Annotated in this window: 31 protein-coding genes, 1 tRNA gene and 1 pseudogene; 17 read left to right on the forward strand and 16 right to left on the reverse strand. The window is 60.3% G+C overall.

Annotated elements, in window-relative coordinates; translation table 11 throughout:
• Positions 1 to 225: 225 nt before the first annotated feature.
• From RZS28_RS01310 to RZS28_RS01320, 3 genes are all read left to right on the forward strand, one after another.
• The gene (locus RZS28_RS01310; protein WP_407339425.1) at positions 226 to 588 is read left to right on the forward strand and encodes an ExbD/TolR family protein; all 363 of its coding nucleotides are present in this window, start codon (positions 226 to 228) and stop codon (positions 586 to 588) included.
• Positions 569 to 1,312, forward strand: coding sequence for a MotA/TolQ/ExbB proton channel family protein (locus tag RZS28_RS01315; protein WP_407339426.1), 744 nt, complete (start codon positions 569 to 571; stop codon positions 1,310 to 1,312). Before RZS28_RS01310 ends, RZS28_RS01315 begins: the two co-directional genes overlap by 20 nt.
• A gap of 235 nt (positions 1,313 to 1,547) precedes the next feature.
• Positions 1,548 to 1,928 (forward strand): nuclear transport factor 2 family protein, encoded by a 381-nt coding sequence (locus RZS28_RS01320; RefSeq protein WP_407339427.1) that lies wholly within the window; start codon positions 1,548 to 1,550, stop codon positions 1,926 to 1,928.
• A gap of 82 nt (positions 1,929 to 2,010) precedes the next feature.
• Here RZS28_RS01320 and RZS28_RS01325 read toward each other — a convergent pair whose 3' ends face one another.
• Positions 2,011 to 2,481 (reverse strand): DoxX family protein, encoded by a 471-nt coding sequence (locus RZS28_RS01325; RefSeq protein ID WP_407339428.1) that lies wholly within the window; start codon positions 2,479 to 2,481, stop codon positions 2,011 to 2,013.
• 193 nt (positions 2,482 to 2,674) lie between these two features.
• Positions 2,675 to 3,130, reverse strand: coding sequence for a VOC family protein (locus RZS28_RS01330; RefSeq protein ID WP_407339429.1), 456 nt, complete (start codon positions 3,128 to 3,130; stop codon positions 2,675 to 2,677).
• A 231-nt stretch (positions 3,131 to 3,361) separates the two neighbouring features.
• Here RZS28_RS01330 and RZS28_RS01335 point away from each other — a divergent pair.
• The 3 genes and pseudogenes from RZS28_RS01335 to RZS28_RS01345 form a co-directional block, all read left to right on the forward strand.
• Positions 3,362 to 3,570, forward strand: a pseudogene (locus tag RZS28_RS01335) (nuclear transport factor 2 family protein); the annotation flags it as partial.
• Positions 3,549 to 4,184 (forward strand): DNA-3-methyladenine glycosylase, encoded by a 636-nt coding sequence (locus RZS28_RS01340; RefSeq protein WP_407339430.1) that lies wholly within the window; start codon positions 3,549 to 3,551, stop codon positions 4,182 to 4,184. The pseudogene RZS28_RS01335 and the gene RZS28_RS01340, both read left to right, overlap by 22 nt.
• A gap of 202 nt (positions 4,185 to 4,386) precedes the next feature.
• On the forward strand, positions 4,387 to 4,626 hold the full coding sequence (locus RZS28_RS01345; protein ID WP_407339431.1) for a DUF2188 domain-containing protein: 240 nt from the start codon (positions 4,387 to 4,389) through the stop codon (positions 4,624 to 4,626).
• 282 nt (positions 4,627 to 4,908) lie between these two features.
• Here the strand turns inward: RZS28_RS01345 and RZS28_RS01350 are convergent, their stop codons facing one another.
• The 5 genes from RZS28_RS01350 to RZS28_RS01370 all read right to left on the reverse strand — a co-directional run bounded on the left by RZS28_RS01350 (position 4,909) and on the right by RZS28_RS01370 (position 7,698).
• Complete coding sequence (locus RZS28_RS01350) at positions 4,909 to 5,364, reverse strand: class I SAM-dependent methyltransferase (protein ID WP_407339432.1); 456 nt, start codon at positions 5,362 to 5,364, stop codon at positions 4,909 to 4,911.
• A 453-nt stretch (positions 5,365 to 5,817) separates the two neighbouring features.
• A complete protein-coding gene (locus RZS28_RS01355) occupies positions 5,818 to 6,219 on the reverse strand; it encodes a DUF6481 family protein (RefSeq protein ID WP_407339433.1) in 402 nt (133 codons plus the stop codon).
• Between the two features lie 104 nt (positions 6,220 to 6,323).
• The gene (locus RZS28_RS01360) at positions 6,324 to 6,821 is read right to left on the reverse strand and encodes a peptide deformylase (RefSeq protein ID WP_407339434.1); all 498 of its coding nucleotides are present in this window, start codon (positions 6,819 to 6,821) and stop codon (positions 6,324 to 6,326) included.
• A 372-nt stretch (positions 6,822 to 7,193) separates the two neighbouring features.
• Positions 7,194 to 7,269 (reverse strand) — tRNA-Lys (locus tag RZS28_RS01365).
• A gap of 192 nt (positions 7,270 to 7,461) precedes the next feature.
• Complete coding sequence (locus RZS28_RS01370; protein WP_407339435.1) at positions 7,462 to 7,698, reverse strand: DUF1467 family protein; 237 nt, start codon at positions 7,696 to 7,698, stop codon at positions 7,462 to 7,464.
• Between the two features lie 205 nt (positions 7,699 to 7,903).
• Between RZS28_RS01370 and RZS28_RS01375 the strand changes: the two genes are divergently transcribed.
• On the forward strand, positions 7,904 to 8,494 hold the full coding sequence (locus RZS28_RS01375) for a L,D-transpeptidase (RefSeq protein WP_407339436.1): 591 nt from the start codon (positions 7,904 to 7,906) through the stop codon (positions 8,492 to 8,494).
• A gap of 113 nt (positions 8,495 to 8,607) precedes the next feature.
• On the opposite strand, the gene RZS28_RS01380 is transcribed toward RZS28_RS01375, so the two are convergent.
• Positions 8,608 to 8,988 carry a gamma-butyrobetaine hydroxylase-like domain-containing protein gene (locus RZS28_RS01380; RefSeq protein WP_407339437.1) on the reverse strand — a complete coding sequence of 127 codons (381 nt, stop codon included), beginning with the start codon at positions 8,986 to 8,988 and terminating at the stop codon, positions 8,608 to 8,610.
• Between the two features lie 111 nt (positions 8,989 to 9,099).
• Between RZS28_RS01380 and moaA the strand changes: the two genes are divergently transcribed.
• Complete coding sequence (gene moaA / locus RZS28_RS01385) at positions 9,100 to 10,149, forward strand: GTP 3',8-cyclase MoaA (RefSeq protein WP_407341010.1); 1,050 nt, start codon at positions 9,100 to 9,102, stop codon at positions 10,147 to 10,149.
• Between the two features lie 537 nt (positions 10,150 to 10,686).
• On the opposite strand, the gene RZS28_RS01390 is transcribed toward moaA, so the two are convergent.
• Positions 10,687 to 11,319 (reverse strand): helix-turn-helix transcriptional regulator, encoded by a 633-nt coding sequence (locus RZS28_RS01390; protein WP_407339438.1) that lies wholly within the window; start codon positions 11,317 to 11,319, stop codon positions 10,687 to 10,689.
• A gap of 221 nt (positions 11,320 to 11,540) precedes the next feature.
• Between RZS28_RS01390 and RZS28_RS01395 the strand changes: the two genes are divergently transcribed.
• Entirely contained in the window at positions 11,541 to 11,774 is a 234-nt protein-coding gene (locus tag RZS28_RS01395) for a hypothetical protein (RefSeq protein WP_407339439.1), read from the forward strand.
• Between the two features lie 31 nt (positions 11,775 to 11,805).
• Here RZS28_RS01395 and RZS28_RS01400 read toward each other — a convergent pair whose 3' ends face one another.
• On the reverse strand, positions 11,806 to 12,891 hold the full coding sequence (locus RZS28_RS01400; RefSeq protein WP_407339440.1) for an Mrp/NBP35 family ATP-binding protein: 1,086 nt from the start codon (positions 12,889 to 12,891) through the stop codon (positions 11,806 to 11,808).
• 382 nt (positions 12,892 to 13,273) lie between these two features.
• Between RZS28_RS01400 and RZS28_RS01405 the strand changes: the two genes are divergently transcribed.
• From RZS28_RS01405 to RZS28_RS01415, 3 genes are all read left to right on the forward strand, one after another.
• Entirely contained in the window at positions 13,274 to 14,131 is an 858-nt protein-coding gene (locus tag RZS28_RS01405; RefSeq protein WP_407339441.1) for a transporter substrate-binding domain-containing protein, read from the forward strand.
• 129 nt (positions 14,132 to 14,260) lie between these two features.
• The gene (locus RZS28_RS01410) at positions 14,261 to 15,148 is read left to right on the forward strand and encodes an NAD(P)-dependent oxidoreductase (RefSeq protein ID WP_407339442.1); all 888 of its coding nucleotides are present in this window, start codon (positions 14,261 to 14,263) and stop codon (positions 15,146 to 15,148) included.
• 158 nt (positions 15,149 to 15,306) lie between these two features.
• On the forward strand, positions 15,307 to 15,606 hold the full coding sequence (locus tag RZS28_RS01415; RefSeq protein ID WP_407339443.1) for a GlsB/YeaQ/YmgE family stress response membrane protein: 300 nt from the start codon (positions 15,307 to 15,309) through the stop codon (positions 15,604 to 15,606).
• A gap of 64 nt (positions 15,607 to 15,670) precedes the next feature.
• Here the strand turns inward: RZS28_RS01415 and RZS28_RS01420 are convergent, their stop codons facing one another.
• The 4 genes from RZS28_RS01420 to cysT form a co-directional block, all read right to left on the reverse strand.
• Complete coding sequence (locus tag RZS28_RS01420; protein ID WP_407339444.1) at positions 15,671 to 16,312, reverse strand: DedA family protein; 642 nt, start codon at positions 16,310 to 16,312, stop codon at positions 15,671 to 15,673.
• A 456-nt stretch (positions 16,313 to 16,768) separates the two neighbouring features.
• Positions 16,769 to 17,848 (reverse strand): sulfate/molybdate ABC transporter ATP-binding protein, encoded by a 1,080-nt coding sequence (locus RZS28_RS01425; RefSeq protein WP_407339445.1) that lies wholly within the window; start codon positions 17,846 to 17,848, stop codon positions 16,769 to 16,771.
• Between the two features lie 18 nt (positions 17,849 to 17,866).
• Positions 17,867 to 18,790, reverse strand: coding sequence for a sulfate ABC transporter permease subunit CysW (cysW, locus tag RZS28_RS01430; RefSeq protein WP_407339446.1), 924 nt, complete (start codon positions 18,788 to 18,790; stop codon positions 17,867 to 17,869).
• Positions 18,783 to 19,613 (reverse strand): sulfate ABC transporter permease subunit CysT, encoded by an 831-nt coding sequence (cysT, locus tag RZS28_RS01435; protein WP_407341011.1) that lies wholly within the window; start codon positions 19,611 to 19,613, stop codon positions 18,783 to 18,785. The genes cysW and cysT overlap by 8 nt, the downstream gene beginning before the upstream one ends.
• A gap of 271 nt (positions 19,614 to 19,884) precedes the next feature.
• On the opposite strand from cysT, the gene RZS28_RS01440 reads away from it, so the two are divergent.
• The 5 genes from RZS28_RS01440 (at position 19,885) to RZS28_RS01460 (ending at position 23,736) form a co-directional block, all read left to right on the forward strand.
• Positions 19,885 to 20,196, forward strand: coding sequence for a DUF2849 domain-containing protein (locus RZS28_RS01440; protein WP_407339447.1), 312 nt, complete (start codon positions 19,885 to 19,887; stop codon positions 20,194 to 20,196).
• A 1-nt stretch (position 20,197) separates the two neighbouring features.
• Positions 20,198 to 21,856 (forward strand): nitrite/sulfite reductase, encoded by a 1,659-nt coding sequence (locus RZS28_RS01445; RefSeq protein ID WP_407339448.1) that lies wholly within the window; start codon positions 20,198 to 20,200, stop codon positions 21,854 to 21,856.
• Positions 21,843 to 22,577, forward strand: a complete 735-nt coding sequence (locus RZS28_RS01450) for a phosphoadenylyl-sulfate reductase (RefSeq protein ID WP_407339449.1) — start codon at positions 21,843 to 21,845, stop codon at positions 22,575 to 22,577. The genes RZS28_RS01445 and RZS28_RS01450 overlap by 14 nt, the downstream gene beginning before the upstream one ends.
• Before the next feature lie 3 nt (positions 22,578 to 22,580).
• Positions 22,581 to 23,087, forward strand: a complete 507-nt coding sequence (locus RZS28_RS01455) for a DUF934 domain-containing protein (RefSeq protein ID WP_407339450.1) — start codon at positions 22,581 to 22,583, stop codon at positions 23,085 to 23,087.
• Between the two features lie 73 nt (positions 23,088 to 23,160).
• Positions 23,161 to 23,736 (forward strand): type 1 glutamine amidotransferase domain-containing protein, encoded by a 576-nt coding sequence (locus RZS28_RS01460; protein WP_407339451.1) that lies wholly within the window; start codon positions 23,161 to 23,163, stop codon positions 23,734 to 23,736.
• Positions 23,737 to 23,865: 129 nt separating this feature from the next.
• Here the strand turns inward: RZS28_RS01460 and RZS28_RS01465 are convergent, their stop codons facing one another.
• Both RZS28_RS01465 and RZS28_RS01470 read right to left on the reverse strand, forming a co-directional pair.
• Positions 23,866 to 24,147, reverse strand: a complete 282-nt coding sequence (locus RZS28_RS01465; protein ID WP_407339452.1) for a hypothetical protein — start codon at positions 24,145 to 24,147, stop codon at positions 23,866 to 23,868.
• A 596-nt stretch (positions 24,148 to 24,743) separates the two neighbouring features.
• Entirely contained in the window at positions 24,744 to 25,934 is a 1,191-nt protein-coding gene (locus RZS28_RS01470; RefSeq protein ID WP_407339453.1) for an alpha/beta hydrolase, read from the reverse strand.
• Positions 25,935 to 26,037: the final 103 nt, after the last annotated feature.

Genomic DNA, 26,037 nt, shown 5'->3' on the forward strand with positions numbered 1-26,037 from the left:
AGCCATCGCACCGCCTTGTCAGAAATCCCAGCTTACGGCATCATGCCATCAAGAATGCGAATTCATCAAGTGAATGTCGATTTATTTGTCGTGCGGCTCTTAACCCAGATTGTCGCGTAGTACGTCAGGGCCTCATGTACCGGTGTCGACATGAAAAGACGACCTAGACATTTGTCGCCTGGAAGGCGGCAGCCAGATATCAGCCTGAATGCTTTTCTGGATCTGGTGCTGAATATTCTTCTCTTCTTTGTTTTCGCGACGGAGCTGGCGGTTTCGAACTCGCTGAACGTCGCCGTTCCCCAAACCGAGTATGGAGAGTCAGCGGCAAAGGACAATGATGCGCTGCTAATCGAGGTCACCAAGGAAAATAAGTACTTCATCAATGGCGAGGAGATCGCTGTCGGCGAACTTCCCGTCCAAATGCGCCTCCGAAAGCAGGCGAATCCGCTTTTCGAAAGCGTGATTGTGCGGGGAGACCTCGGGAGCCGGTTACAGGCGACGGTCGATGTGCTCGGCGCGTGCAAGCAAGCTGGCATCGCCAAGGTAAGGATCGAGACAGAGAAGCCTTATGTCGATAGAAACCTATGAATTCACGCAAGCCGTAGCCGCCAAGTTCGATGAATATATCTTGCGCGGCGGCGTCTGCATGATGGCCCTGGTCCCCCTGTCCGTGTTCACGCTAGGCATCATCATCCAGCGGTTTCTGGATCTTCGCCGATCGCGCGTCATCCCGCCCGGTCTTGTCGAGGCGGCCTGCGCGATTGGAAACCAGGACGAATTCGGCGCCTTTCGGGACAGGCTTATTGATGATAGCTGCCCTTTGGCCCAGGTCCTGCTGGGCTATATCGAAGCTGGCGAACGGGGCGAGCCGGTCCATCCAGACGTCAACCGCGAGCCGATAGAAGACTCGACAGACCGTCTTTACCAGTCCCTGGCGCCGCTCTCGACCGCCTATGTCGTCGCTCCTCTCCTAGGCGTGCTGGGAACCACGATCGCCATCATGGCCACTTTCAGGCAGTTCGCCATTGCCGGCCACAGGGACATGACCGCCCTGGTCCTAGCGATTGACCAGTCCCTCGTTTCGACAATGTGGGGCTTGTTCGTCGCCGTGCCGGCCTATTATTGCTTCGCGCTGCTGCAGCGGCGCATCTACCGCTATGAGCGCGATGTGCTGCCAACCCTGAGCAAGGAGCTTGTCAGAAAGCTCGCCCCCTATATCCGGTTCGGAGAAGACGATCTGCTCAACAACGGAGCGGCCGAACAGCGGCGCGGACTGTTTGAGCCAGAAGACAGGGCTTGCGGTACTTCTTGACCAGCAGCCTTTTGGCGATATCCCGCCCAGCGAACACGCTTTGAGGGCAGGCAGTTAGAGCGGCTCAAAGGGGGCAAACGCCGCTGGAAACTAACGCCGAGCCTGGACCATCAAAACCAAACGCTTCAAACCTTCGCGCTGGGAATGACCTCCTGCCCCATCTGGAAGGCCTGTTCGAGCCAGCGTATGGTGCGACGACTCAACATCGACGGCGGGTGGTCAAGGGAGATTTGATATGGAAGACCACGACATTAGAGCGGCCCTGGATCGCCACTGGGCCGCCTCCGACGCCAACGACTTTGAGGCTGAGCACCAGATTTACCGAGAGGATGCGGTGCTCGAATATCCTCAATCGGGCGAGCGCATTCGCGGGCGGCGCAAGATTCAATCGTCTCGCGCGGCGCAGCCGAACCGGAAACGCTTCACAGTGCGGCGTATTATCGGCGCGGGCGACCTCTGGGTCACCGAATTTGTCCTGACCTATGACGGGCGGCCGTCCTACACCGTGAGCATCATGGAGTTCCTCGATGGGAAGGTGGCCCGCGAGACTCAGTATTTCGGCGATCCATTCGAGCCGGGGCCTTCGCGCGCGCAATGGGTCGAGCGGATGCCCTGAACCTATCCGCCGTAAGGATGGCCATCCGCCGCATCGGAAGAAGGTAAAGCATCGGAAGAAGATAACCGGTGAGGACGCGGCGTCACGCGACGTGCTTATTCATCAGACCCAGAATCAGGGCGTTGAGGCTGTACGGCCCGGCGCCGGCCGAGATGACTATGATCAACATAAAGGCATAAAGCGTCTCCGGTAAATTGAGCCAATCGTCGATGCGATCCGCTTCATCGATCGGCTTGTAGAGTTTAATTCGCTGCCGCCCGGAGGTGGCGATGGCGACGAGGATGATGACAAGCAGGCCAAGCGCGGCGAGTGGCGCCAAGAACCCGATAAGGACAGCGCCGCCGGCGGTGAACTCGACCAGCGGCACCCACCATTGATTGAAGCCCACTGCTGGAACGCCGAGCGACTTGAGTTCATCGACGATCGAACGGTGGCGCTCTGGGTTGAACAGCTTGTGATATCCCGACAGCATAAAGAATGCTCCAACCGCGATCCGGTTCAAGGCGATCGCGAGGTCGGTCCACCCGACGCCAAAGAACAGTAAATCCATCATGGTCCATCTCATTCGATGTCTTCGGGCACGTGGATGGCGACGCCGCCCCTAAACCTGTTCACCGAGAGTGTGCAGCGCTGCCACGACTTGGGCGCCCTCGCCGACCGCGGCGGCCGACGAGGATCCATCCTCCGGAACCTCACGTCGCCGGAGTGTACGCGGTCATCACAGATGCTTTCATGTGTCGCGCCGTTTAGCCGTAAGCGAAGTCCGGCTTGCTTTGCCCAACTTCTATAATATAACCATCAGGATCGCGAATGTAGCAGCGTGTCTCGCCGTACTTGTCCTTTGGCTCTGTGATAAACTCGGCTCCTCGATTTCGCCATAGTTCATAGCACGCTTGAATATCTGCAACGCGGATATTCATAAAGCTGCTGAGTGAATCGCGGTCGGCGGGGACGCTGAGTGTTACCGATGGTTTGTCGGGCGTCGGACCGCCCCCGATGTTGACAATGAGCCACGTGTTCGCGATCTGGATGTACCCCGGCGCGCCGCTGCTGTCGCCTCTGCTCAGAATGCGACCTCCGAAGACCGTCTCGTAAAATCGAGCCGATCGTTCGATATCGGCGACGGTGAGAAAGTGTGCGACGGTAAACCCATCCTGCGGCGGCATCTGATAGCTTTTCTGCTCGACTTGTACTTGGTTCATAGCCGACTCCAATTCGGATATGGTATTCCTCCCTCCACCAGAATACGTCGGGCAGTGTGCTTTAGCAATGAACTGTGACTTACAGCTAAAAACACGAAGCCCACCGTGACCGAGAGCTTTGCTTTCGTAATATTACGGCGATTTGTTCATGCTTGCGCGAATTCACGGGACCGCTTTAGCCTTCTGTCGATGTTCAGCGATTGGCCTATACCAGCCCCCTCACGCTTAGTCTCCAAAAGGCGCTTCGCGCGGTTGCGGCGGGTTATCGGCGCGGGCGACCTCTGGGTCACCGAATTTGTCCTGACCTATGACGGGCGGCCGTCCTACACCGTGAGCATCATGGAGTTCCTCGATGGAAGGTGGCCCGCGAGACCCAGTATTTCGGCGATCCGTTCGAACCGGGGCCTTCGCGCGCGCAATGGGTCGAGCGGATGCCCTGAAGCCTGGCCGCCGTAAGGATGGCCATTTGCCGCTCGCTCGCTCGGAGCTGCCGACTGATACGGCCTCTCTCGCCCGCTATCTCATTGGCAAGACATTGGTGCGGGAGTTGCCTGAAGGCGTCGCCAGCGGTCGTATTGTTGAGACCGAGGCATATGTCGTCGGCGACGCCGCCGGGCACGCTTATAGGGGGATGACTCGGCGTAATCGTTCTCTGTTTCTCGAGCGTGGGCGCGCCTATATTTATCTCGCCTACGGCAGCTCATACATGCTGAATGTCTCGAGCGAGACGCCCGGGATCGGAGCCGGCGTCCTGATCAGGGCGCTCGAGCCGCTCGAAGGCATCCCGATCATGCAGCTAAATCGCGGCGTCGAGCGCTTGCGCGACTTGGCGCGAGGACCAGGAAGGCTCACTGCGGCGTTGCGGGTTGATCGTTCGCTCGATGGGCTCGATCTTTGCCGAGAAGGCCCTCTATGGCTCGGACGCGGCGACCACGAACCCGGCGAAATCAGGCGGAGCATCAGGATCGGCATTTCGCGGGATGCGAACCGCCTCCTGCGATTTTATCTTCGGGACAGTCCGTTTGTCAGCGGTCCAAGATCGCTCAAGGAATAAGAGTCCGCCGGAGCACCAATGTTATCACCCCGGAGACAAGAGCAGCCATTGAGCCTGGCGCTTTAGGTTCCTTGGCTATCGCCGGTGGGATTATCGACAGGACGCGCGCTGGCCCCGATGAATAAGGACAGGGGACGCCCTACAATCCCATTGGACGCAAGGTTCGGTTTTTGAGGCCGCCCATAAGCTTAAGGAGCGATACATGACCAAGATTGTCTATGAGGTTGTCGAACATGACGGCGGCTGGGCCTACAAGGTGGAGGGGGCTTTCTCCGAGACCTTCCCATCCCATGACCTGGCTCGAAGGGCGGCGGATCGCGCAGCGAAGGAACAGGTCGTCCCTGGAGACACGACAGACATTTCGTATGAAGACAAAGATGGTCGGTGGCACGACGAAGCGTCGGCAGGCGGAGATCGACCCGAGACAAACGTCGAGGGCTGAAGAACACTTCAGGTGGGGGCCAGCGGATGAACGCGGCCAATTCAATATCTGTAAAATCTGAGCGCCGCGAAAGGTGATTTCGTACATGGCGCAGGAGATTTGACAAGCTGGAGCGACAGGATCAGCTAATCAACAGCCAGCGTTGGGGCATGGATGTTGATCTTGTCCGATGCAGGGACGCTTTGTCGGTGGCAGACAACAACATTCGCAGAGGATCAGACCAATGATCATTGAGGCTTTGCGCCAAGAACACCGCAACATCGAACAGCTGCTCCTGGCTCTTTAGCGGGAGCTGAGCGTCCCGTATTCACCCGTGTAAGGTAGATCGGTCACGTAGAGGTCGGCATAACTCGGGTTGATGTCGTCCGACAATCCGGAGAACGAGATCGATAGCTTGCCTTTGGGGGAGAGCGCTTCGTGGATGTTCTTCAAGAGCTGAACGCGATCGGAGGCGTCTCCCACGACGGATGCGACGAGCTGGCAGATTGCCCCGTCGAATCGCGTGTCCGCGAGTTCGAACCCCGAAGGGCTCGCGACGTCCCGCACGTGGAACTCGGCTGCTCGCGCCTTACAGAACTCGCGTGAGAGCCCTTCGATCGCCGCTCGATTGATGTCGACGCCAACGACCAAGCAGCCCCGCTCGAGGAAGAGCCGCGACGCGCCGCCCGTCCCACAGCCGACGTCCAGGACGCGCGCCGGAAGCGGCAGCGTGGAAAGCCAGTGGTCTAAGTGAGGCATATGCGTTTTGGTCGGTATCTTCGCCGGATCGTAGTCAGCCCAGCCCTTTCGGTTTCGCGCCTGCATGATGAAGGGTGTCCTAAACGATGCAGCTGATGAAGGCATTGAACGAACGGGCTCTCGGGGCGGAGCTCACCGAACATCTCGGTTACGAACCCTTCGACGATCTCAGGAGGCGATCCAGCTAGGCGCGGCAACGCCAACAACCGCAACGGCGTCAGCTCAAAGACATTTTGACCAGCAACGGCGAGAGTGACATTTCCGTGCTGTTGCGTGGCATTTAATGGGGTCACTTACTGAGAAATCGCAAAAAGCTTGGCGATTGCTGCGAAGCGCGAGATCAAGCCGCCGCGTTCGAACTCGCGCGATGAGACTGCGAGCCGCCTATGAAACTCCTGCGCATGGCTTTTCATGCGGCAGCGCTCAGTCCTGTATCCGCACGCGTCGAACAAGTCACTTTCGGTTAGCTTTGCGCGCGGCATAGCGTTTATCACGCGCGGCCTTGCGCGCCGCCTCATCCGCGATGACACGCGCGGCGAGTTCGGCCAGCGTGGCTCCCTTGGCAGCCTGTTCCGCCGCCTTGGCTTCCTCGGCGGCGATTCGCTCGATTTCCAGAACGGCTTCGCGTTCGGCCCTTTCGGCGCCCTCGCGGGCGATTTGCTCCAGTTTGGCGGCGGCCCGCTGAGCCTCGCGGATCTTTCTCGCCTCGCGGATCTCCCTTTTCTCGGCCTCACGAGCTAAAACGGCCGGATCGTCGGGTCCTGGCTTGGCGTGAAATTTAGCCAATCGCGCAGCGACCGCATCCGTGGCGGCGGCCCGACGCTCGGCAAAACCTTTTTCTCTGAAATTGCTCAATGTTCGCCTTCCGCTTCATTTGTTAAGGGAGGCGTCTAACATGCTACTCGACGCGCTGCCTTTCAACCCTCCAAATTTGTCTCATGGGCGCTGAGGTCGGATAGCTATGAAGCATTCAGTTTCGCATACTGCTTGATCAGACGATCCCGCTTCAAGCGCGAAACCCTTTGGATCCAGAAGATCCCGTCGAGCTGGTCCATCTCGTGTTGGCAGCATACGGCAAGCAGGCCATCCGCCTCTTCGATCTGCTCGACTCCGCTCAAGTCGCGGTAGCTCACTCGAATGCGCGCATGGCGCTCGACTTCCTCCATGACGCCTGGCATGGAGACGCTGCCTTCCTGATGTCGGATCATTTCGGGCGACGCCCAGATGATCGTCGGGTTAACATAGGTCCGGGCGCCATTCGGAGCCAAGAGTTCGATCACGACCAGCCGCTTTGGAACGCCGATATGCGGGGCGGTGATCCCGACGCCAGACGCAGCCCGCATGGTGTCGAGGAGATCAGCGGCAAGCGAGTGGAGGTCGGCGTCAAAGCTGGTCACAGATTCGGCGATCGCGCGAAGACGCGGGTCAGGAAATTTCACTATCGGCCGAACAGTCACAGAGCCGCTCCGCCTCACCCCGGCTCCATATATCCCAAGAACAACATGATGGAATTTCCATGAAAACGCACACAATTAGCGCCGAGCACAATGCTAGCAGAGGGTTTCATCGAGCTCTATGCCTGTTATCAACGCCAATGGCGCCACCATTGGCGTCCTCAACCGCGACTGGGGGGAAAGCTTGGCAATTCTACAGCCAAGCGAAGGCGACGTCTTTTCGAAACCGGCGGCCTTATCCACTGGCGGCGGTCATTTTTCCTGTGGGATTACGGGAGCGCGGACTCCAGCCGATCCGGTTTGAGGTGACCCAAGGCGGGGTTGCTGAAGGCTGACAAGCAGGAAAATGAAAACCTCTAGCTATTTGATTTTATTTGGTGAGCGCGATGGGATTCGAACCCATGACCCTCTGATTAAAAGTCAGATGCTCTACCGACTGAGCTACGCGCTCCTCTTGGGGGCGAGGGTGGAGTAGCGTCAACGGTTCGAAGCGTCAATAGAAAGGCGGGCTTGAGCCATGCCGAGGCGTGGGGGCGCCTTAGCCGCCGCACGATGGCAGGAGCCAGACCTCCTCATCTTCGAGAGACCTCCAGCGCCACGCCTTGGCCGGATCGCTTCATGCTGCCGCGCCCAAAGAACCGCTCTAGCCGCTGGCGTAGCGCGCGAAAGCGACAAGCGCGGCAAAGACGACGGCGGAAACAAGCGTGGTCCATCCCGCCTTGACAAGAAGCCTCGGCGCGACAGGAGCGCCCGGATCCGTCCCGGCGACGATGTCGCCAGCCTCGTGCTGCGACCGGACGCCGAAAGGCAGGACGGCGAACAGCACCGTGAACCAGATCGTCAGAAAAATGACGATCGCTAATGGCGTCGAAAAAGGCATGGCCGTCCTACTCGCAATTAACCACAACGAAACGCCGAACGCGTCGGTTCCCTGATTGAGATGGCCTCGAGCAACGATTGTCGCTAGATCACGCATCAATCCAGCCCCCGCATCGGCTCAGCCATTGCCACGGCCGCTTTGTGGTCGGATTATGGCTGCGTCATGCTGCTGATTCGCTCGCCTATCTTGCTCAATCTTCGGGAAAATGAAAATGCGCCGTCGCTTTCTGGCCGTGGCCTGTATCGCAATCGGGCTTCCGTTCGCCATGCCCATAGCAAATGTCGGAGCCTATGAATATCAGCAGCAGGCCTATGGCCAGCCTTACTCGGATTTTTCCGGCCGCCCGCGCGCCATGGCCCCGCCGCGCGAACTTGTCGGCTATTACGGCCGCCAGGCGCCGGGCACGATCATCATCTCCACGCAGGAGCGTCGACTCTACTACATACTGCCCGGCAATCAGGCGATCAGATATGGCATAGGCGTCGGGCGTCCCGGCTTCGAATGGGGCGGCACAAGATATGTCGCAATGAAAAAGGAATGGCCGTCCTGGACGCCGCCCAAACAAATGTTGCGCCGACGTCCCGATCTGCCGCGTTTCATGCCGGGCGGGCTGCAAAACCCGCTCGGAGCGCGCGCCATGTACCTTGGCGGCACGCTCTATCGAATCCATGGCTCGAATGAGCCGGAGTCGATCGGACAGGCGGTGTCTTCAGGGTGCATTCGTATGACCAATGAAGACGTCATGGACCTCTATGAGCGCGTCAGGGTGGGGACGCGCGTCGTCGTCGAACGGTGAGAGCGCCCGAGGCGCCATGGGTGGAGCTTGATATTGCGCCGGCGCGGGAGGAGGAGCCGCTCCTTCGGCGTGACCCTTCTCAGCGAGCCGCGCGCCAGATTCCTGAGGCGGGCTTACGCGTCCCCCGCAATGTCGCGGCTCAGTCTCTTTGCCTGAAGCTCGGCTTCGTAGAAGGCCCATTTCTCGTCATGCCGCGAGCCTAGCTCATAGAGATAGTCCCAGGTGAAAATGCCGGTTGAATGCAGATCATCGAAGGTGAGCCGCACGGCGTAGGTGCCGACCTGCTCCACGCCGATGATGGCGCACAGCCGTTTGCCACCGACCGTCACGCGTTCTTCGGGACTGTGTCCCTGCACTTCCGCGCTCGGGCTCATGACCCGCAAATATTCAGCCGTCAGGTCATAAGCGTCCCCGCTCTCGAAAGCGACGCGCAAGAGCCGGCCCTGCTCCTTGAGGCGCAATTCGCTTGGCCATTGACCGCTCATCTCGCTCATCGTCCTGTCTCGCTTGGAAACCTGCTCCACCAACGCTACCTATTCGTGTAGCCGTCAATATTGTCGTGGAAATCCCGCCCCGGCAAATGTAAGTGTAAGCCTATGACGCTCATGCCGACATTGCCGCTGGCAAAATCCGAACCAAGGCGCCCCGAGCCTACGGCGCCGCCGCTCGTCGATCCATTTGGGCGCATGATCACTTACGTCCGCGTCTCGGTGACGGATCGTTGCGACATGCGCTGCGTCTATTGCATGTCGGAAGACATGAATTTCCTGCCGAAGCGCGACCTGCTCAGCTTGGAGGAACTGGACCGCTTGTGCACGGCCTTCATCAGCCGAGGCGTCCGCAAGCTTCGCATCACCGGCGGCGAGCCGCTGGTGCGGCGCAATATCATGAGCCTGTTCCGCGCGCTGTCGCGTCACCTCGACTCCGGCGCGCTCTCTGAATTGACCCTCACCACAAATGGATCCCAGCTCGCGGATCACGCGGACGAGCTCGCGGCGATCGGCGTGCGCCGGATCAATGTGTCGCTCGACACGCTCGATCCGACGAAATTCCGCGCGATCACGCGCTGGGGCGATCATGCTCGCGTGATGGCGGGCGTCGACGCTGCGCAAAAGGCAGGCATTGCGGTCAAGATCAACATGGTCGCGCTCCAGGGCGTCAATGACCAGGAGATCGCGCCAATGCTCGAATGGGCGCATGGACGCGGCATGGACCTGACCTTGATCGAGGTGATGCCCCTCGGGAAAATCGAGGCCGAGCGCGCCGATCAATTCCTTCCCTTGAGCCTTGTCGAGGCCCGGCTCAAGGAGCGCTACACATTGCGCGAGATCGACTTTAAGACAGGCGGCCCGGCGCGCTACGTTCGCATCGCGGAAACCGGCGGCCGCCTGGGTTTCATCACGCCCCTCACGCATAATTTCTGTGAAGGCTGCAACCGTGTGCGCGTGACCTGCACCGGCACGCTTTACATGTGCCTCGGCCAGGACGACGCCGCCGACCTGCGCGCGCCCTTGCGCGCCTCGGCCTCGGATGAGCTTTTGCACGAAGCGCTCGAAGCGGCGATCGCCCGCAAACCCAAGGGCCATGACTTCATTATCGACCGCAGTCAAACCAAGCCGGCCGTCTCGCGCCACATGAGCGTCACCGGCGGCTAGAACAAGATCCGAGGTCGCGGGAACGGCGCCCGCGACCAGTCCGACAAAATCAATCCGAAAATCGACGGCGGCGTTCCAAGCGACGCACCCGGCGCGGGCCTCATCGAGGCCGCCGATCAAGCCGCAGCGGATTCGGCTTCTCGCCGAACGAGATCCAAGAGCAGCGACAGTCGCTCGAGCCGGGCGTTTTTTGCCAGCAAGACGAGTTCTGAAGCCATTTGCGCCAGATATTCGGCTGTCTCCGACGAGCTCGCTTGAATGCCATTTCCAAAATTGAAATCATCCATGACGTTCGTCCTACGGTTCGTCGCCGGACCTTTACCCTCAATGGCCATCGTACCAATCCCCATCTGCGTGACGATTATGATCGTCGGCCCGATGTCTCAGTGGAGCGGCGGGCCAGCGATCGGCGCTCAGCGCCGATGACGTACTGTACATAACGCACAGAAAGTTGCAACACAAAACGTACAGATTATCGAAAAAAGTACAAACCGCGCTATTCGACGCCCCTGACGTAAATGTCGCTGCGCCCCAATGTCACTCCGGCCTGCGAGACGGCCGTTCCAGCAGAGTCCATTCGCCTGCGCGGATATTGCCGAACACTTTGCACGCCCATTCGATTTGGACGTTCAAGATCGGGCTGGCGTTATGGCTCACGAGGTCGAACCGGTCCTTGGCGACGCGGCGAATTGTTTTCAGATAGCGCCGCCCATCCGTCAGCCGGACCGCAGCTTCCCATCCGTCCGCTTCACTTCGCGTCTGCGCGACTTTCCAGCAGATGACGATGTCGCCGGGATCGTAGCGCGGCCACATGCTGTCGCCGACGATCTCGAAGGCCACTGCGCCCTTTGGGACGGGATAAGGAATTTCGATTTCCGCGAAGCCTTCGGGCGGCTCCTGCTCGAAATCCGCATCGATAACCGCCCCGGCGCCAATTCGCCCAACGAGGCGAACGACGTTTTTCGGCTCCGGTCGGGGCTCGGGCTCGCCCTCGCCGGTCAGAAGCCAAGCGGCGCTTGTCCCGAAGGCCTTGGCGTAGCGTTCGGCGATCGGCAGGCGCAGGCCGCGCTCGCCATTTTCATGGCTGCGATAGGTGTTCTCGTTCCAGGCGAAGGCGCGCGCCGCATCGGTCGCATTTTCGAACCCGGCGTTGCGGCGGGCGGTCGCCAATCGGTCGTATGGCTCTTCCATCCGGCATATATAACAAAACGTGCTGTACGTTTCTACCGGTATGGAGCCGTTTTCAACATTTACGTGCAATTATGGCGGGCTTGAGCGAATTTTCGTTCGCAATCCCCGAAGGGCGGCGGCGGCCAATCATTTTGGCTGGGACCCGCTGACCAACGCCACGAATGTGGACATGCGCCGCCTAAGCATCCATATTAGCTGGCATGAGCGCCATTCCATTCGACACTTTGAAGCTCGCCCGTTCCCTACGTGACAAAGCTCATTTCACGGCGGAACAAGCCGAAGGCGTGGCCGATGCGCTTGCGGACGCATTTCAGGATCAGGTCGCGACCAAGGACGATCTCACCCTCCTGGAGCAGCGCCTTACGATCAAGATCGGCGGCATGCTCGTCGTCTCGATCGGCGTTCTGACGGCGCTCATCAAGGGACTGCCGTAGACGCGCCGCCGCCAATAGTTTCAGCGCCAGCTTATTCGATGAAAATCTTCGGGGCGACGCGCGCGCGGCCTTTCTCCAACCTCGCCTTGATCTGCGCCGCAATATCACGATAGACGCGGGCGTGCGCGCCTTCAGGATCGACGGCGACGACCGGCTTGCCGGAGTCGGCATGTTCGCGAATGCTCATGTCGAGCGGCACCTCGCCGAGGAAAGGCACGCCATATCTTTCAGCCTCATGGCGCGCGCCGCCATGCGCGAAAATATCCGAGCGGCCGCCGCAATGCGGGCAAAGAAAATAGCTCATGTTCTCGACGATGCCGAGCACCGGCACATCGACCTTGTTGAACATGGCTATGCCGCGGCGTGCGTCGATCAAGGCCAGATCCTGCGGCGTCGAGACCACAACGGCGCCCGCGAGCGGCACATTTTGCGCCAAGGTCAGCTGCGCGTCCCCCGTGCCCGGCGGCATGTCGACAACCAGACAATCGAGCTCGCCCCAAGCGACGTCGCGCAGCAATTGCTGAATCGCGGCCATGACCATGGGCCCGCGCCAGATCATCGGGTCTTCTTCCTCGACCAGAAAGCCGATCGACATGGCCTTGACGCCATAGGCTTCGAGCGGCTGCATGAGGCGACCCGCGGCCTCCGGCTTGGCCTTGAGCCCGAGAAGGCGCGGCAATGAAGGTCCATAAATATCCGCGTCGAGAATGCCGACGCGCCAACCGAGCGAGGCGAGCCCTAGCGCAAGATTGACGCAGGTTGTCGATTTGCCGACGCCGCCCTTGCCCGAAGCGACGGCGATAATGTGGGAAATCCCCGGAATGGCGATGCTGCGCGGCTGCGCGGCCTTCGGCGGCGCTGGCGGCGGCGGGGCCCTGTCGGCCGTAAGGCTGACGAGGGCGTTGGCCACCCCGCCCAATTGCCTCACCGCAGTCTCCGCCGCGGCGCGCATAGGCTCCATTTCAGCCGACTGCTTCGGGTCTATCGCGATGGAGAGATAGACCTTTCCATCCTTGATCGAGAGCCCCGCGACGGCGCCCGATTGCGGCAGCGGCGTCTTGCCGTCAGGACCGGGAACGGACTGGAGCGCAGTGAGAACGTCTTGATCGCTGACCATTCTTAATTTCGCTCCATTCCCGCAATCGGCGGCCGATATATAGGCCCCTGTCGTATTTCATACAATCGCACGGCGGTCCATCGCCCGTTTCAAGGTTCGGCCGCGGCTTTCATTGTTCGCTCGGCGCATGGATCAGCAAGAGCTACGCCAGTTTGTCAGGACCGAGACAATCGGGCGCTCGATCGCGATTGACGAAGCGGATCTAAGGCTCTGTTATCATATTCAATTTTCGTGCGACGCGCGTCAGGGACCAAGCGAACGAGCCAGCCCGGATCTATTTGCGAAAGCCAAAATCGGTCATATATACGCACCCCCACGAAGGCATGATGAAATTTTGCGCGCGATCGATGGACCCCATCGCAATGACCGATTGGAGCGGCCGGTGAAAACCCGATGGAGAAGGTCCCTCTTCGCGCGCGCTCCCGCTGACCTCCTTCGACCCTCTCGCCTTTGGGCTGCGCTGCTTTTCGGCGTCTTCCTGATCTTCGCCTTGGCTTCCCCGCCGGCCTCAGCAGCCGAAGAAAGCGCGCCGCCTGATTGGAAGGAAATCAGGATCGCCAGCGAAGGCGCGCGGCCGCCTTATAATTATCTCGACAACAACAATGAGCTCGCCGGCTTCGAGATCGACCTCGCACGCGATCTATGCGCCCGCATGAAGGCGAACTGCAGTTTCGTCGCGCAAGATTGGGATGGGCTTATCCCGGGGCTCCTCGAGCATCAGTATGACGCCATCATGGCCGCCATGGAGATCACCGACGAAGCCCGCGAAAAGATCGCCTTCGCCAAGCCCTATATCCGCATGCCGAGCGCTTTCATGGCGTCGCGCGAGAACATGATCGAAGACGCGAGCCCGGCCGGCCTCGCCGGCAAGAGCATTGGCGTCGAATCCGGCGGCGCGCATCAAGCCTATGTCGAAGATCTCTACAAGCAATCGGAAATCCATTCCTACGCCACGCTCGAGGAAGCCATTCTCGATCTGGCCGAGGGCCGACTCGATGTCGTCATCGGCGACAAGGACGCGCTCGCCGACTTTCTGAAAACCCGGAGGGAGGCGCAATGCTGCGCCCTCGCCGCTGATGTGCCGCGCGATCCCGCCTATTTCGGCGACGGAATAGGCATAGGGCTGCGCCAGCAAGACAGGACGCTCAAGGCGATGTTCGAGAAGGCCTTGGACGAAAGCGTCGCGGATGGCGCATTCGCGAGGATCAGAGCTAAATATTTCGATTTCGAGATCAATTAGGACATAATGCGGGCGCTCGGAATTGCATCTCAAAATCGGACGACGCGGCGCAAGGGCTGGTCCGAATTTCGCGTTTCCTTAAGACCCGCATAGATCCCTACATCCGCCGCATGGCGCGGAAAGGCAGCAATGGCGAAAGTCGCATTCCTCGGCCTCGGCGTCATGGGCTATCCCATGGCGGGGCACCTCCAAAAGAAAGGCCATGAGGTCGCCGTCTATAATCGCACGGCGGCGAAAGCGGCCAGATGGGTGGCCGAGTTCGGCGGGATCTCCAGACCGACGCCGCGCGAGGCCGCGGCCGGGCGAGAGTTCGTCTTCGCCTGCCTCGGCAATGACGATGATCTGCGCGCCGTGACGCTCGGCGCGGACGGGGCTTTCGAGGGTCTCGAAACTGGGGCCGTTTTCGTCGATCACACCACCGCCTCGGCCACAATCGCCCGCGAGCTTCACGCGCTTGCGAAAGCCGGCGGAAAAGGCTTCATTGATGCGCCGGTGTCAGGCGGGCAAGCCGGCGCCGAGGCTGGCGTCCTCGCCATCATGTGCGGCGGCGATCCGGCCGGTTACGCGCGCGCCGAACCGATTCTTTCGGCCTATGCGAAGGCGAGCCGGCTGATGGGGCCCGCGGGCTCCGGCCAGCTCACGAAAATGGTCAATCAGATCTGCATTTCAGGGCTTGTTCAGGCGCTCGCCGAAGGGCTTCATTTCGCCAAGCGCGCTGGGCTCGATCCGCATGCGGTCGTCGAGGCGATCTCCAAGGGCGCGGCGCAATCCTGGCAGATGGAAAATCGACATAAGACGATGATCGCAGGCGAGTTCGAGTTCGGCTTCGCAGTGAACTGGATGCGCAAGGATCTCGCGATCTGCCTTGACGAAGCCCGCCGCAACGGCGCGACGTTGCCCGTCGCGGCTCTCGTCGATCAGTTCTATGCGGACGTCCAAGCTCTTGGCGGCGGGCGCTGGGACACTTCGAGCCTAATCGCGCGGCTCGAGCGCGACAGCGCCGCTCCTAAGCCTTAGCCGCCAACTCTTATATCGAATTGGTCCGCCTCGCCCAAGCGCCGCGAAGGCGAAAAGCATGATTCGTTGGAGCCGAAAAGGCTTCCTCCAACGAGCAACCACCGCGCAGGATTGGCGTTCACCTCGCAAGACATCGCTAACTGCGAGGCAAGAAGCCCATGCATATTCTCTGGATTCTGATCATCGGCCTTATCGCCGGAATTCTCGCGCGCTTCCTCTATCCCGCCCCGTATAATCCGAGCGGCTTCATTATGACGATCGTTCTCGGAATCGCCGGCGCCTTTGTCGCGACCTGGCTTGGCCAAACCATCGGCTGGTACACGCCATATCAAGGGGCCGGATTGATCGGCGCGACGGTGGGCGCCGTCATCGTCCTTTTCTTCTGGCATCTCCTGGTCGGACGCAATTATTACGACCGTGGCCCAGGCCCAGGCCCCGGCGATCGACGTTGGCTCTAGATCAACTTTCATTAAGGCGGATCGCTTCGGCTTCCGCCTTAATCCAATCCCCTCATGTTTTCCGTTAGCGCAACGTTCGAAGATCGCCGTCCCGAACGGCGGCGAGCCTTTTCTCCATCTTCTTTTCTTCTCGCCGAACGATAATCATGAAGGCGATGGCGCCGCCGACGACCCCCACGAGCGCGGCGATCCCGAGCGGGCCGCTGACGCGATGCACCGCATCGCCAAAGATATATGCGGAAAGTCCCATCACGACCGCCCAGCAAATGCCCCCGGTCGCGTTGTAGAACAAGAATTGCCCCCAGTGATATTTGTTCACGCCCGCAAGCAGCGCTGCAAGAACGCGCAGGAACGCGACGAAGCGGCCAAAAAAGACAATCTTCGCGCCATGTCTTTCAAACAAATATTGCCCGAGCCTGAGCCGGGCCTCTGGCAAATGGATCAACTTTCCGTAGCGCAGCAGAAGTTTCGCGCCCCAGGTTCGCCCAACCCAAAAGCCGATATTGTCGCCGATGATCGCGCCGGTCGCCGCCATTGCGATGACGAGGGAAATATCGAGCTGCCCCGTGGCGCCAGCATAGCCCCCGGCAAGCAGCAGAGCCGTTTCTCCTGGAAGCGGCGCGCCCGCGCTCTCAAGCATGACAATGAGAAAGACGGCCCAGTAGCCATGCTGAGCAATGAGCGGCTGGATGTCGGTGAAGAACACTAAGGGCTCCAAGCTGAAAGATGTGCGCTCAAAGGATAGGCGAGGCAGCTTCAATCGCTCGCGTCAGCCGCGCCCTAAGCTTCTCGTCGGAACCCCGCTGCGCCTGAAGGAATATGCGTCTTCACGGCGACATTGGCGAATATGACTGCCAAAATGATGGAAATTTATAGGATCGCAATAGCGCGACGTCCGCGCGACGACTGCGGTGCGCATCAAATTTCCTCCCAGGGCCGGAAGCCCGCTCTTTTGGCAAAGTTAGCATAAATGCCCCCGATATGGCCAGGGCGGCAGGAATCCGCTTGGGATACGATTGGCAAGCGACCGGCGCGGCGCCAAAACGCGGCGGCTCGAACTCGTCCCACATCGGATAAAAATTTGTAGAGAAATCAGAGCATTGAGTTGGCTAGCGCAGCGGGCGTCCAACTTCGCGCTGAAGCCCTCGCCAGAAAAGCCTGCTCAGGCTCTGGCCGGCGTCGCAGATGCGCCTTCCCCGTCGAGAAAAAAAGTTCCGCGCACAAAGCGTATCGGAATCTTCTCGCCGGGACGGAAGTTGATCGCAGCCGGCGCATCGATCTCGACGCGCCCCGCCTCGTTTGGAATCATGATCTCGGCGCGTCTCGTCGCGCCGGTGCGGCGCACAGCCACGATCTCGGCTTGAAGGCCATTCACGCCGTCAGCATCGATTTCTATGTCCTGAGGCCGCACGAAAAGCCTGCCGCGTCCGTTCTGACCGTTTCTAGCCGGAAGCGGCAGCAGATGTGCGCCGATGAAAAGGCGGCCGGCGCGCAGATCGACCCTGAGCGCGCTCGCCTCGCCGATGAACCCATGCACAAAGGGCGTCGCCGGATGATCGTAGATTTCGTCCGGCGATCCGACTTGTTCGATGCGGCCGCCGTTCAGGACGGCGACCCGATCCGCGAGCTCAAGCGCCTCGTCCTGATCATGCGTCACGAATGTCGTCGTGTGCCCGGTGTGCTGATGGATTTCGCGGAGCCAGCTACGCAAGTCGCGCCGGACCTTCGCGTCGAGGGCGCCGAATGGCTCGTCCAGCAGGAGCACCCTTGGCTCGACCGCAAGAGCGCGGGCGAGCGCCACGCGCTGGCGTTGCCCGCCGGACAATTGCGCCGGCCGGCGCTTCTCAAGTCCGGTCAATTGGACGAGGTCGAGCAATTCAAGCGTGCGGCGCCTGATCTCGGCCTTTGACGGCCGCGAGTCGCGATCGCGGACCTCGAGCCCGAATGCGATGTTTTCGGCGACCGTCAAATGCTTGAACAAGGCGTAATTCTGGAAGACGAAACCAACGCGCCTCTCCTGCACGGACTTCTGCGAGGCGTCTTCGTCGCCGAAATAGACTGACCCAGAATCGGGAAACTCCAGCCCCGCGATGATCCGCAAAAGCGTCGTCTTGCCGGACCCGGAAGGTCCGAGCAGGGCCACCAGTTCGCCGCTCCCAACCTCGAGGCTCACGCCGTCCAAGACCGGGCGGGAGGTCGGCCCAGTGAAATTCTTGACGATGTCGACTGCGCGTATCTGCATCAAATGGAGCCTCTTGCGTCAATGTTTGCGCGATTTTCCGGGGAGCGCGTCATTGAAGCGGGTTTCAAGCAGGGTCTTGGCGGCAAGCGTCACCAGCGCGAGGAGCGCCAGCAGCGAGGCGACGGCGAAAGCTGCGGTGATATTGTATTCGTTGTAGAGGATTTCGACATGGAGCGGCATCGTGTTGGTCAGGCCGCGAATATGGCCCGACACGACCGACACGGCGCCAAATTCACCCATCGCGCGGGCGTTGCACAAAAGCACGCCATAAAGCAGGGCCCATTTGATATTGGGCAGGGTCACGCGGAGGAATGTGGTGAGGCCGCTCGCGCCGAGCGAAAGCGCGACCTCTTCATCGCCCGTCCCTTGATCTTCCATGAGGGCGATGAGCTCGCGCGCGACGAAAGGAAAAGTGACGAAAATCGTCGCGAGCACGATGCCAGGAACGGCAAAAATAATTTCAAGGTCATGCGCCCGGAGCCAGGGTCCAAAAATGCCCTGCGCGCCAAACAGCAGCACATAGATGAGGCCGGCGACCACTGGCGAGACGGAAAACGGCAGATCGATGAGCGAAACGAGAAAGCTCTTTCCGGGAAAGCGAAATTTAGCGATCGCCCAGGCCGCCGCGAGGCCGAAAATAATGTTCAAGGGCACGGCGATGGCCGCGACCGTGAGGGTGAGGGCTATGGCGCTGCGGGCGTCGGGCTGCGCAAGCGCGGCGAGATAGGCGGCGAAGCCGCTCGCGAAAGCCTCGTAAAACACGACCGCAAGCGGGAGAACCAAGAAAAGAAGCAGGAAGACAAGCGCGACCGCCACCAGGAAACCAGCGAAAACGCGGCTCTCCCCGGTCACCGCGCTTCGGCCGCGCGCGAGCGCAAATTTCTTCCGGGTCCACACGCTTTCGGCGGTCTCGGGCGCCCATTGGGCGATAGTCTCAGACATGCCCGAATCTCCTTCGGCTCCACGCCTGGATCAGGTTGATTGTCAGCAGAATGAAAAATGAGGCGGCGAGCATGAGCGTCGCAATCGCGGTCGCGCCCGCGTAATCGAACTGCTCAAGCTTCACGATGATGAGCAGCGGCGCGATTTCCGAAACGAACGGCAAATTGCCGGCGATGAAGATCACCGAGCCATATTCGCCAACGCCTCGCGCGAAGGCCAAGGCGAAGCCCGTCAAAAGCGCCGGAGTCAAGGTCGGAAGAATGACCCGGACGATGGTCTGAAGCCGCGTGGCGCCCAGCGTGGCCGAGGCCTCCTCCACATCTGACTCAAGCTCGACAATAACCGGCTGCACCGTCCGCACGATGAAAGGCAGGCCGATGAAAACAAGGGCGACGACAATGCCAAGCGGCGTATAGGCGATTTTCCAGCCAAGTGGGGCGATCAGAGAGCCGATCAAGCCATTCGGCGCATAGATCGCGGCGAGAGAAATGCCCGCCACCGCTGTCGGCAGGGCGAAGGGCAGATCGACCGTGGCGTCGAGCAGGCACCGGCCCGGAAACTCGTAGCGCGACAGAACCCAGGCGACGACGCCGCCAAAAACGACATTGATGGCCGCCGCCGCCAGGGCAAGGCTGAAACTCGTTTTCAGCGCGGCGAAAATGCGCGGCTCTGTCGCGATATGCCACAGGCCGGAAACCCCGAGGCTGCTCGCGCGGAGGATCAGCACCGCGAGCGGAAGAAGCACGATCACGCCGAGATAGACGAGCGTATAGCCGAGGGTGAGGCCGAAACCGGGCAAAACCGAATTACGCCGTATTGCCAGGGACACGCTGAAATGACCTTTCCCCTAATGCGCCGCCAGCTCTCACTGCGCGCAAGACTTGCATTAGCCGATTAGGCCCGACAACGTGCGACAAAGCAAATAGATTTTATCTAGCTTATGGGATAACTCATAAGGCCGAAACGCAACCGGGGCCGATTATTCACATACAGCAAATGTAGTTTATCCTTATTTCTCGCCAAATGCTGTTGTTTGCTCTATATGCCAATTGGAAACCATTCGCCAGCGCCTTTCACCGAGCCATCTTTCGAACATGCCCAAAGTCGTTTCCGCAAATCGTCTCGCCGATGGGATCGTGGTCTATATCGGCCCCGACGGAACTTGGCTCGAGGCCCTGGGCAAGGCGAAAATCTTTGAAACCGAGGCGGAAGCCGAGACCGGACTCCTCGCCGCCCGCGATGATGCAAAGCGCAATCTCATCCTCGATCCTTTTGTCGTCGAGGTCGCTCACGATGAAGCGGGCCTCCGCGCGGTGAGCTTGCGAAATGCGATCCGGGCGCGCGGTCCGACGATCGATTTCACGCCTCGGACCGGAATCCAGACGGCTCGGACCGAGCGGAGCTGACATGTACCGTTATGACGAATTCGACCAAGGCTTTGTCGCCGGCCGCGTCGAGCAATTTCGCGACCAGGTCGCCCGCCGCCTTTCCGGCGAATTGGACGAGGAGCAATTCAAGCCCTTGCGCTTGATGAACGGCGTCTATCTGCAGTTGCACGCCTATATGCTGCGCGTCGCCATCCCCTATGGGACCTTGTCGTCGCGGCAATTGCGCAAGCTCGCCTTCATCGCAAGGCGCTACGACAGGGGATATGGCCATTTCACGACGCGGCAAAACATCCAGTTCAACTGGCCCGCGCTCGCGGATTGTCCTGATATTTTGAATGAGCTCGCCGAAGTCGAGATGCACGCCATTCAAACTTCGGGCAACTGCATCCGCAATGTCACCGCGGATCAATTCGCAGGCGCCGCCGCCGACGAGATCGAGGATCCCCGCCCCTACGCCGAGATCCTGCGGCAATGGTCTTCGCTGCATTCGGAATATTCCTTCCTGCCGCGCAAATTCAAGATTGCGGTGAATGGCGCGGCGAAGGATCGCGCCGCGATTCAGGTGCATGATATCGGCTATCAGATCGTCAGGAATGATCGCGGCGAGACGGGCTTTTCCGTCTATCTCGGCGGCGGCCAGGGGCGCACGCCCATGGTCGCGCATAAGATCCGCGACTTCCTGCCCAAAGCCGATCTGCTCGCCTATACCAACGCTATACTGCGGATCTATAATCTCGAAGGCCGCCGAGACAATAAATATCGGGCGCGCATCAAGATCCTGGTCCACGAGAAAGGCGCCGAGGACATTCGCGCCGAGGTTGAGCGCGAATTTGTCGAGCATCGCGAGGACGCGCTGACCTTGCCGCAGGTCGAAATCGACCGCATCCGCGCCTATTTCGCTCCACCGGTTCTCCCCAAGCGCGCGCCTGTTTCGGCCGCGGTTGAAGCGCGCGAGGCGAAAGACTCCGCCTTCGCCCGCTTTGTCGCGCAAAACGTCGCGCCGCACAAAGCCCCGGGCTATGGGATCGTCACGATCTCCTTGAAGCCGATCGGCGGCATTCCCGGCGACGCCAGCGCCGAATGGATGGAGGCCATAGCCGATCTCGCCGAAGCCTTCTCGCAAGACGAGATTCGCGTTGCGCATGAGCAAAATCTCGTCCTGCCGCATGTCGCGCTCGATGATCTGCCGCAGCTGTTCGACCGGCTCGCGCCGCTTGGCCTCGCCACCGCCAATACCGGGCTCGTCACCGACATCATCGCCTGTCCCGGCCTCGACTATTGCGCGCTCGCGACCGCGCGTTCGATTCCGATCGCGCAGCGCCTATCGGAACGGTTCGGCGACGGCGCCCGCGCCGACGAGATCGGCGAACTGAAAGTCAATATTTCCGGCTGCATCAATGCCTGCGGCCACCATCATGTCGGGCATATCGGCATCCTCGGCCTCGAGAAAAGTGGAACCGAGGCCTATCAGATCACGCTCGGAGGCTCGGCCGACGAGACATGCAGCATAGGCGAGATCGCCGGCCGCAGTTTCTCGTCCGAGGAGATCGTCGACGCGATCGAGACGGTCGTCGACACCTATTTGAAGATCCGCACGGATAAGAGCGAAGACTTTCTCACGGCCTACCGGCGGGTTGGAATGGGCCCGTTCAAGGAGGCGCTTTATGAGCGCGGCTGACGTCGCTCTGTTCAATGACGCCGAGACCGCAATGCGGCTTGAGGCCAAATTCGCCAAATTGGAGGCGCGCGCGTTTTTGCGCCTTGTAATAGAGGACCTGTTTCCTGGCCGGATCGCCCTCGTCTCAAGTTTCGGGGCGGATTCCGCGGCGCTGCTTCACATGGTCGCGCAAATCGACAAGGCCGCGCCGGTCCTCTTCATCGATACGGGGGTTCTGTTTCCTGAGACCCTCGCCTATCGCGACCGACTCATTGCGCATCTCGACCTGCGCAATGTCGTCAACCTCACGCCCGACAAGAGCCAGCTCGCGGAGGAAGACCCCGAAAATTTCCTTTGGGCGGGCAATCCGGACCGCTGCTGCGAAATTCGCAAGGTGATTCCCTTGGCGAAAGCGCTCGAAGGCTATGAGGCCTGGATCACAGGCCGCAAGCGGTTTCAGGCGCGCACGCGCGCGGCCCTGGCGCTGTTCGAAGCGGAAGGCGGCCGGATCAAGGTCAATCCTCTCGCCGGCTGGTCCGCGAGCGACATAGACGCCTATCTTGCCGCCCACGCCTTGCCGCGCCATCCGCTCGTCGCCAAAGGCTATCCCTCCATCGGCTGCATTCCTTGCACCTCGCCCGTGAAGCCCGGCGAAGACGCGCGCGCGGGACGCTGGCGCGAGCGCGGCAAGGTTGAATGCGGCCTCCATACGCAGGCGCTCGACGCCGCTTCGGACATCTGAGCAATGGCTTTATTCAAGAATGACGCCTTTTCGCCGGATGAATGGCGATCCTTGGCGGAAGGCGAAGATTTGCCTCTCGAAGGCAAAGTCATCCTGACCTTGCCGCAATGGCAGGCAAGCCGCGAGCACCTGCAAGCCGCCAACATACCGATCGGCCTATTGCTGGAGCCTGACGCGGCGGTGCAAACAATTGCGCCGGATCTGCCCCGATTCGCGCTCGTGGCCGTCGATTTTCCCAAATTCAGCGACGGCCGCGGCTTCTCCATGGCGCGCCAGATCCGCCGCACGGATGGCTTCGCCGGAGAATTGCGCGCCGTCGGCGATATTTTATTCGATCAGCTGCAGCACCTTCATCGCTGCGGCTTCGACGCCTTCGAGATCAAGGACCCGGCGACAATCCGTCTGCTCGAATCGGGACGCAGGCCCGGCCTCAGCGTCTTTTATCAGCCGGGCCTCGGCGGCGAAGCCTTGGAGCCGTCGCGGCCATGGGCGCGCCGCGCGACCTCTTGAAGCACGTTGAAACATAACGGAACCTTGCATCAGTCGGCTGGTTTTCCTCGCATGCAATCCATGGAGGGAGGCCATGCCTACAATTCGCGAGGCGAAGATCCTCATCATGGCGACAGACGGGTTCGAACAGTCCGAACTCATGACGCCGCTCAGCAAGTTGAAAGAAGCCGGAGCGTCAGTGCAAGTGGCGGCGCCAAATGGCCCCCGGATCAAGGGATGGAATGAAAAGAACTGGGGCGAGACGGTCGACGTCGATCTCGACATAAGCGCCGTCGACGCCGTCAATTACCATTGCCTGATCTTGCCCGGCGGACAGATCAATCCGGACACATTGCGGACCAATGAGGCGGCGATCAAGCTCATCCTCGACTTTCTGAATGAGGGGAAGATCGTGGCCGCGATTTGCCACGCGCCTTGGCTGCTTGTCGAGGCGAAAGCAGTCGAGGGCCGTCAGCTTACGTCTTGGAGATCAATCAAGACCGACGTGGAAAACGCCGGCGGCGTTTGGGTCGACAAGCCGGTGGTGGTCGACGACAGCATCATAACAAGCCGCTCGCCCGCCGACCTCGACGCTTTCGTGGCGAAAATCATCGAGGAGATCGAAACGCACGAACATCTCGAAGGAGAGCCGTTCCGCCAAAGCGCCTGAGCCCGCTCCTTTCGAAGCTGTCGACGCCCGGCTGGGAAGAATAACGGCTCGCGCCCGCGAGGGGCTTTCCGGCGGGGTTCGGCCGGAAAGCCCCTCAAGGCCGAGCGGATACGGGCGAAGAAGCGACGCTCAATCAACCGTTTCGATAACCGGCTGGAGAATCCGGTGCAGCCCAAACAAGATCGGCTGATCCGCTCCTCTCATCGCCTGTCTGAGAAGCTTTCTTTCGTCTTCCCCAACCCTCTGGTCGAATTGAAGCACGGCGCGCGCCGTAAAAGCGCCGATCGACATCCCATAAGCGCTTGCTCTGGCGCCAACCTTGTCCGCGAAATCCGACCCGATCGAAGCGACTGCGGCTTGAGCGACTTTTTCGTTCGAACAGGAATGCACGATTTCAGCGATCAAGCACATGATACCCTCACCTCACGCGCGTATTGATACATGGACGCACGACCGAGCATCTCATTTCCATTATTAAGGAAAGCTAAGACGCTACAATCACGTATCCTAAACGTTAATGCTGATAGTATTATGACGTCAACCTAATTAATTCATGTTGCTTTGCAACAAAAACCCCCTCAACTTTTCGTGTCGACGTCAAGGATTGCTCTCACTGCCGACGAAGCAGTCTAGCTGCTCAACAAAACGTGTATTTGCGAGATTTAAACCTTATGCGGAGCGGGATTCACCATTGGCGAAGGCCCCTTCTGCAGCGCACAACAGAGCCACATCTTGGAAGCGAACGCCAAACGCCGAGAAGCCTTCTCGCCGCACGCCAACAATAGGTTCAAGTGTTGGAAACGATTACGCCCTGAAAAAGTTCCATAGCTAATCAATAAAAGCGCGCCCGCCCGAGAGCGGCTCGAAGCGGGCATTCATCAATCCTTCGGCCTCAGCCTATTGCGGCGTCGTCTGCATCGCCGCGCTCTCGCCTCTGTGATGCCCGCCAAGCAAAGCCCGCGCCAGGGACGAACGACTGACCCCTGCGTACCGAAGGCACGCCAATTCTATTGCTGAGCCGGAGCGCCGATGGCTGGCGCGGCCAAGGGCGCGAGCGGCGTCGCTACGATTTTCGCGTCGACGGGCTTTTCGCCAAGCACAGCCTGGACATTGGCGTCCTGCGGCCTCGACTCGGTGATCTGGGCGCCGATCGTGCGCACAACCTGAGGCGCGTCCCCGAAGGCGCCATGGCCGATCAGGCCCGCCGATTCGTTCGACACATCATAGACTCTGACGCCGAGCGCCTCGAGCGCGGCGCGATCGTTCGGATCATTCGAATCAAGCGCGCCGAGACGCGGACGGTCGCCAGCCAGAGTGCGCGAAATCGAGAGCGCGCGATCGTTCGAGGACACGAGAACGAAGACATGAGAAGAATCGATCCGCGCCAACTGCTGTCGGAAGACGCTACGATCGATGTCCGGTGCGGCGAGCATGACGTCGCCGAGCTTGCCGTTGAGATCAGGACTGCCGGCGATGGCGTTTTCCCGCAAGGCTTCCATCGTGAGCCAAGCGCCCATGGAATGGGCGAGAATATGCACGCGGCCAACTCCAGGCGTTTCCGAAAGCTGGCGAATAAGCTTCGCCAAGGCGTCGCGCGACGCCGTCGCGCTTTCCTTCGCGGCGCCATAGTCGAGCAGGCTGCTGGTGGCCGGCCAGGTGAACAAGACCGGGACGCCGCCAAAGCGCCCGTCATAGGCGACTTGGGCGAGCCGGAAGCGCGCCTCGTCATAGCTGGTGTTAAAGCCATGAACGTGCAGCAGAATATCGCGGTTCGAACCGATGCGGCCGGAAATATGAGCGGCGAGCTCGGAGAGAAACGCGGTCTCGTCGAGCCCGCGCCGGCTCGCCGCGACGAAATGCTTTTGCGGGTCTTCCGAACCGAAGCTCGGCCGCTCGATCCTGCCCGCCTCATGTTCGGGCGGCACGTTGATCATCTGCAAGGACAGCCGCGGCCCGGCCTCGACGGCGGCTTCGGTCGCCGGCCCGCGCTCGCCCCTACGGGTCGAGACGACAAAAATGGGAAGCGAATGCGCCGCCGCCGCCGTTTCCGTGATCTCCGAGAGACCCGTCGACGCGCAGCCGGAAACAAGCGCGGCCGCGCAACCAAAGATCACGAGAGCCAGGCGGTTGACGATGGATCGGCGCCGCGTCGACGCGCTCAGAAAGGCCAGCGGGATGACCTTTTTTCTTTGTCGCAATGGGTCAAGTCTCTTGCTGAGCAAAGTCTCTCGCTATGAGCAAAGTCTGGTCGAAAGGCGGGTCGCTCGGCGATCAAGTCTCCTAAGAGCCGATCAAGCCTTG

It is taken from the genome of Methylocapsa polymorpha (genome assembly GCF_045689225.1).
Classification (GTDB): Bacteria; Pseudomonadota; Alphaproteobacteria; order Rhizobiales; family Beijerinckiaceae; genus Methylocapsa; species Methylocapsa polymorpha.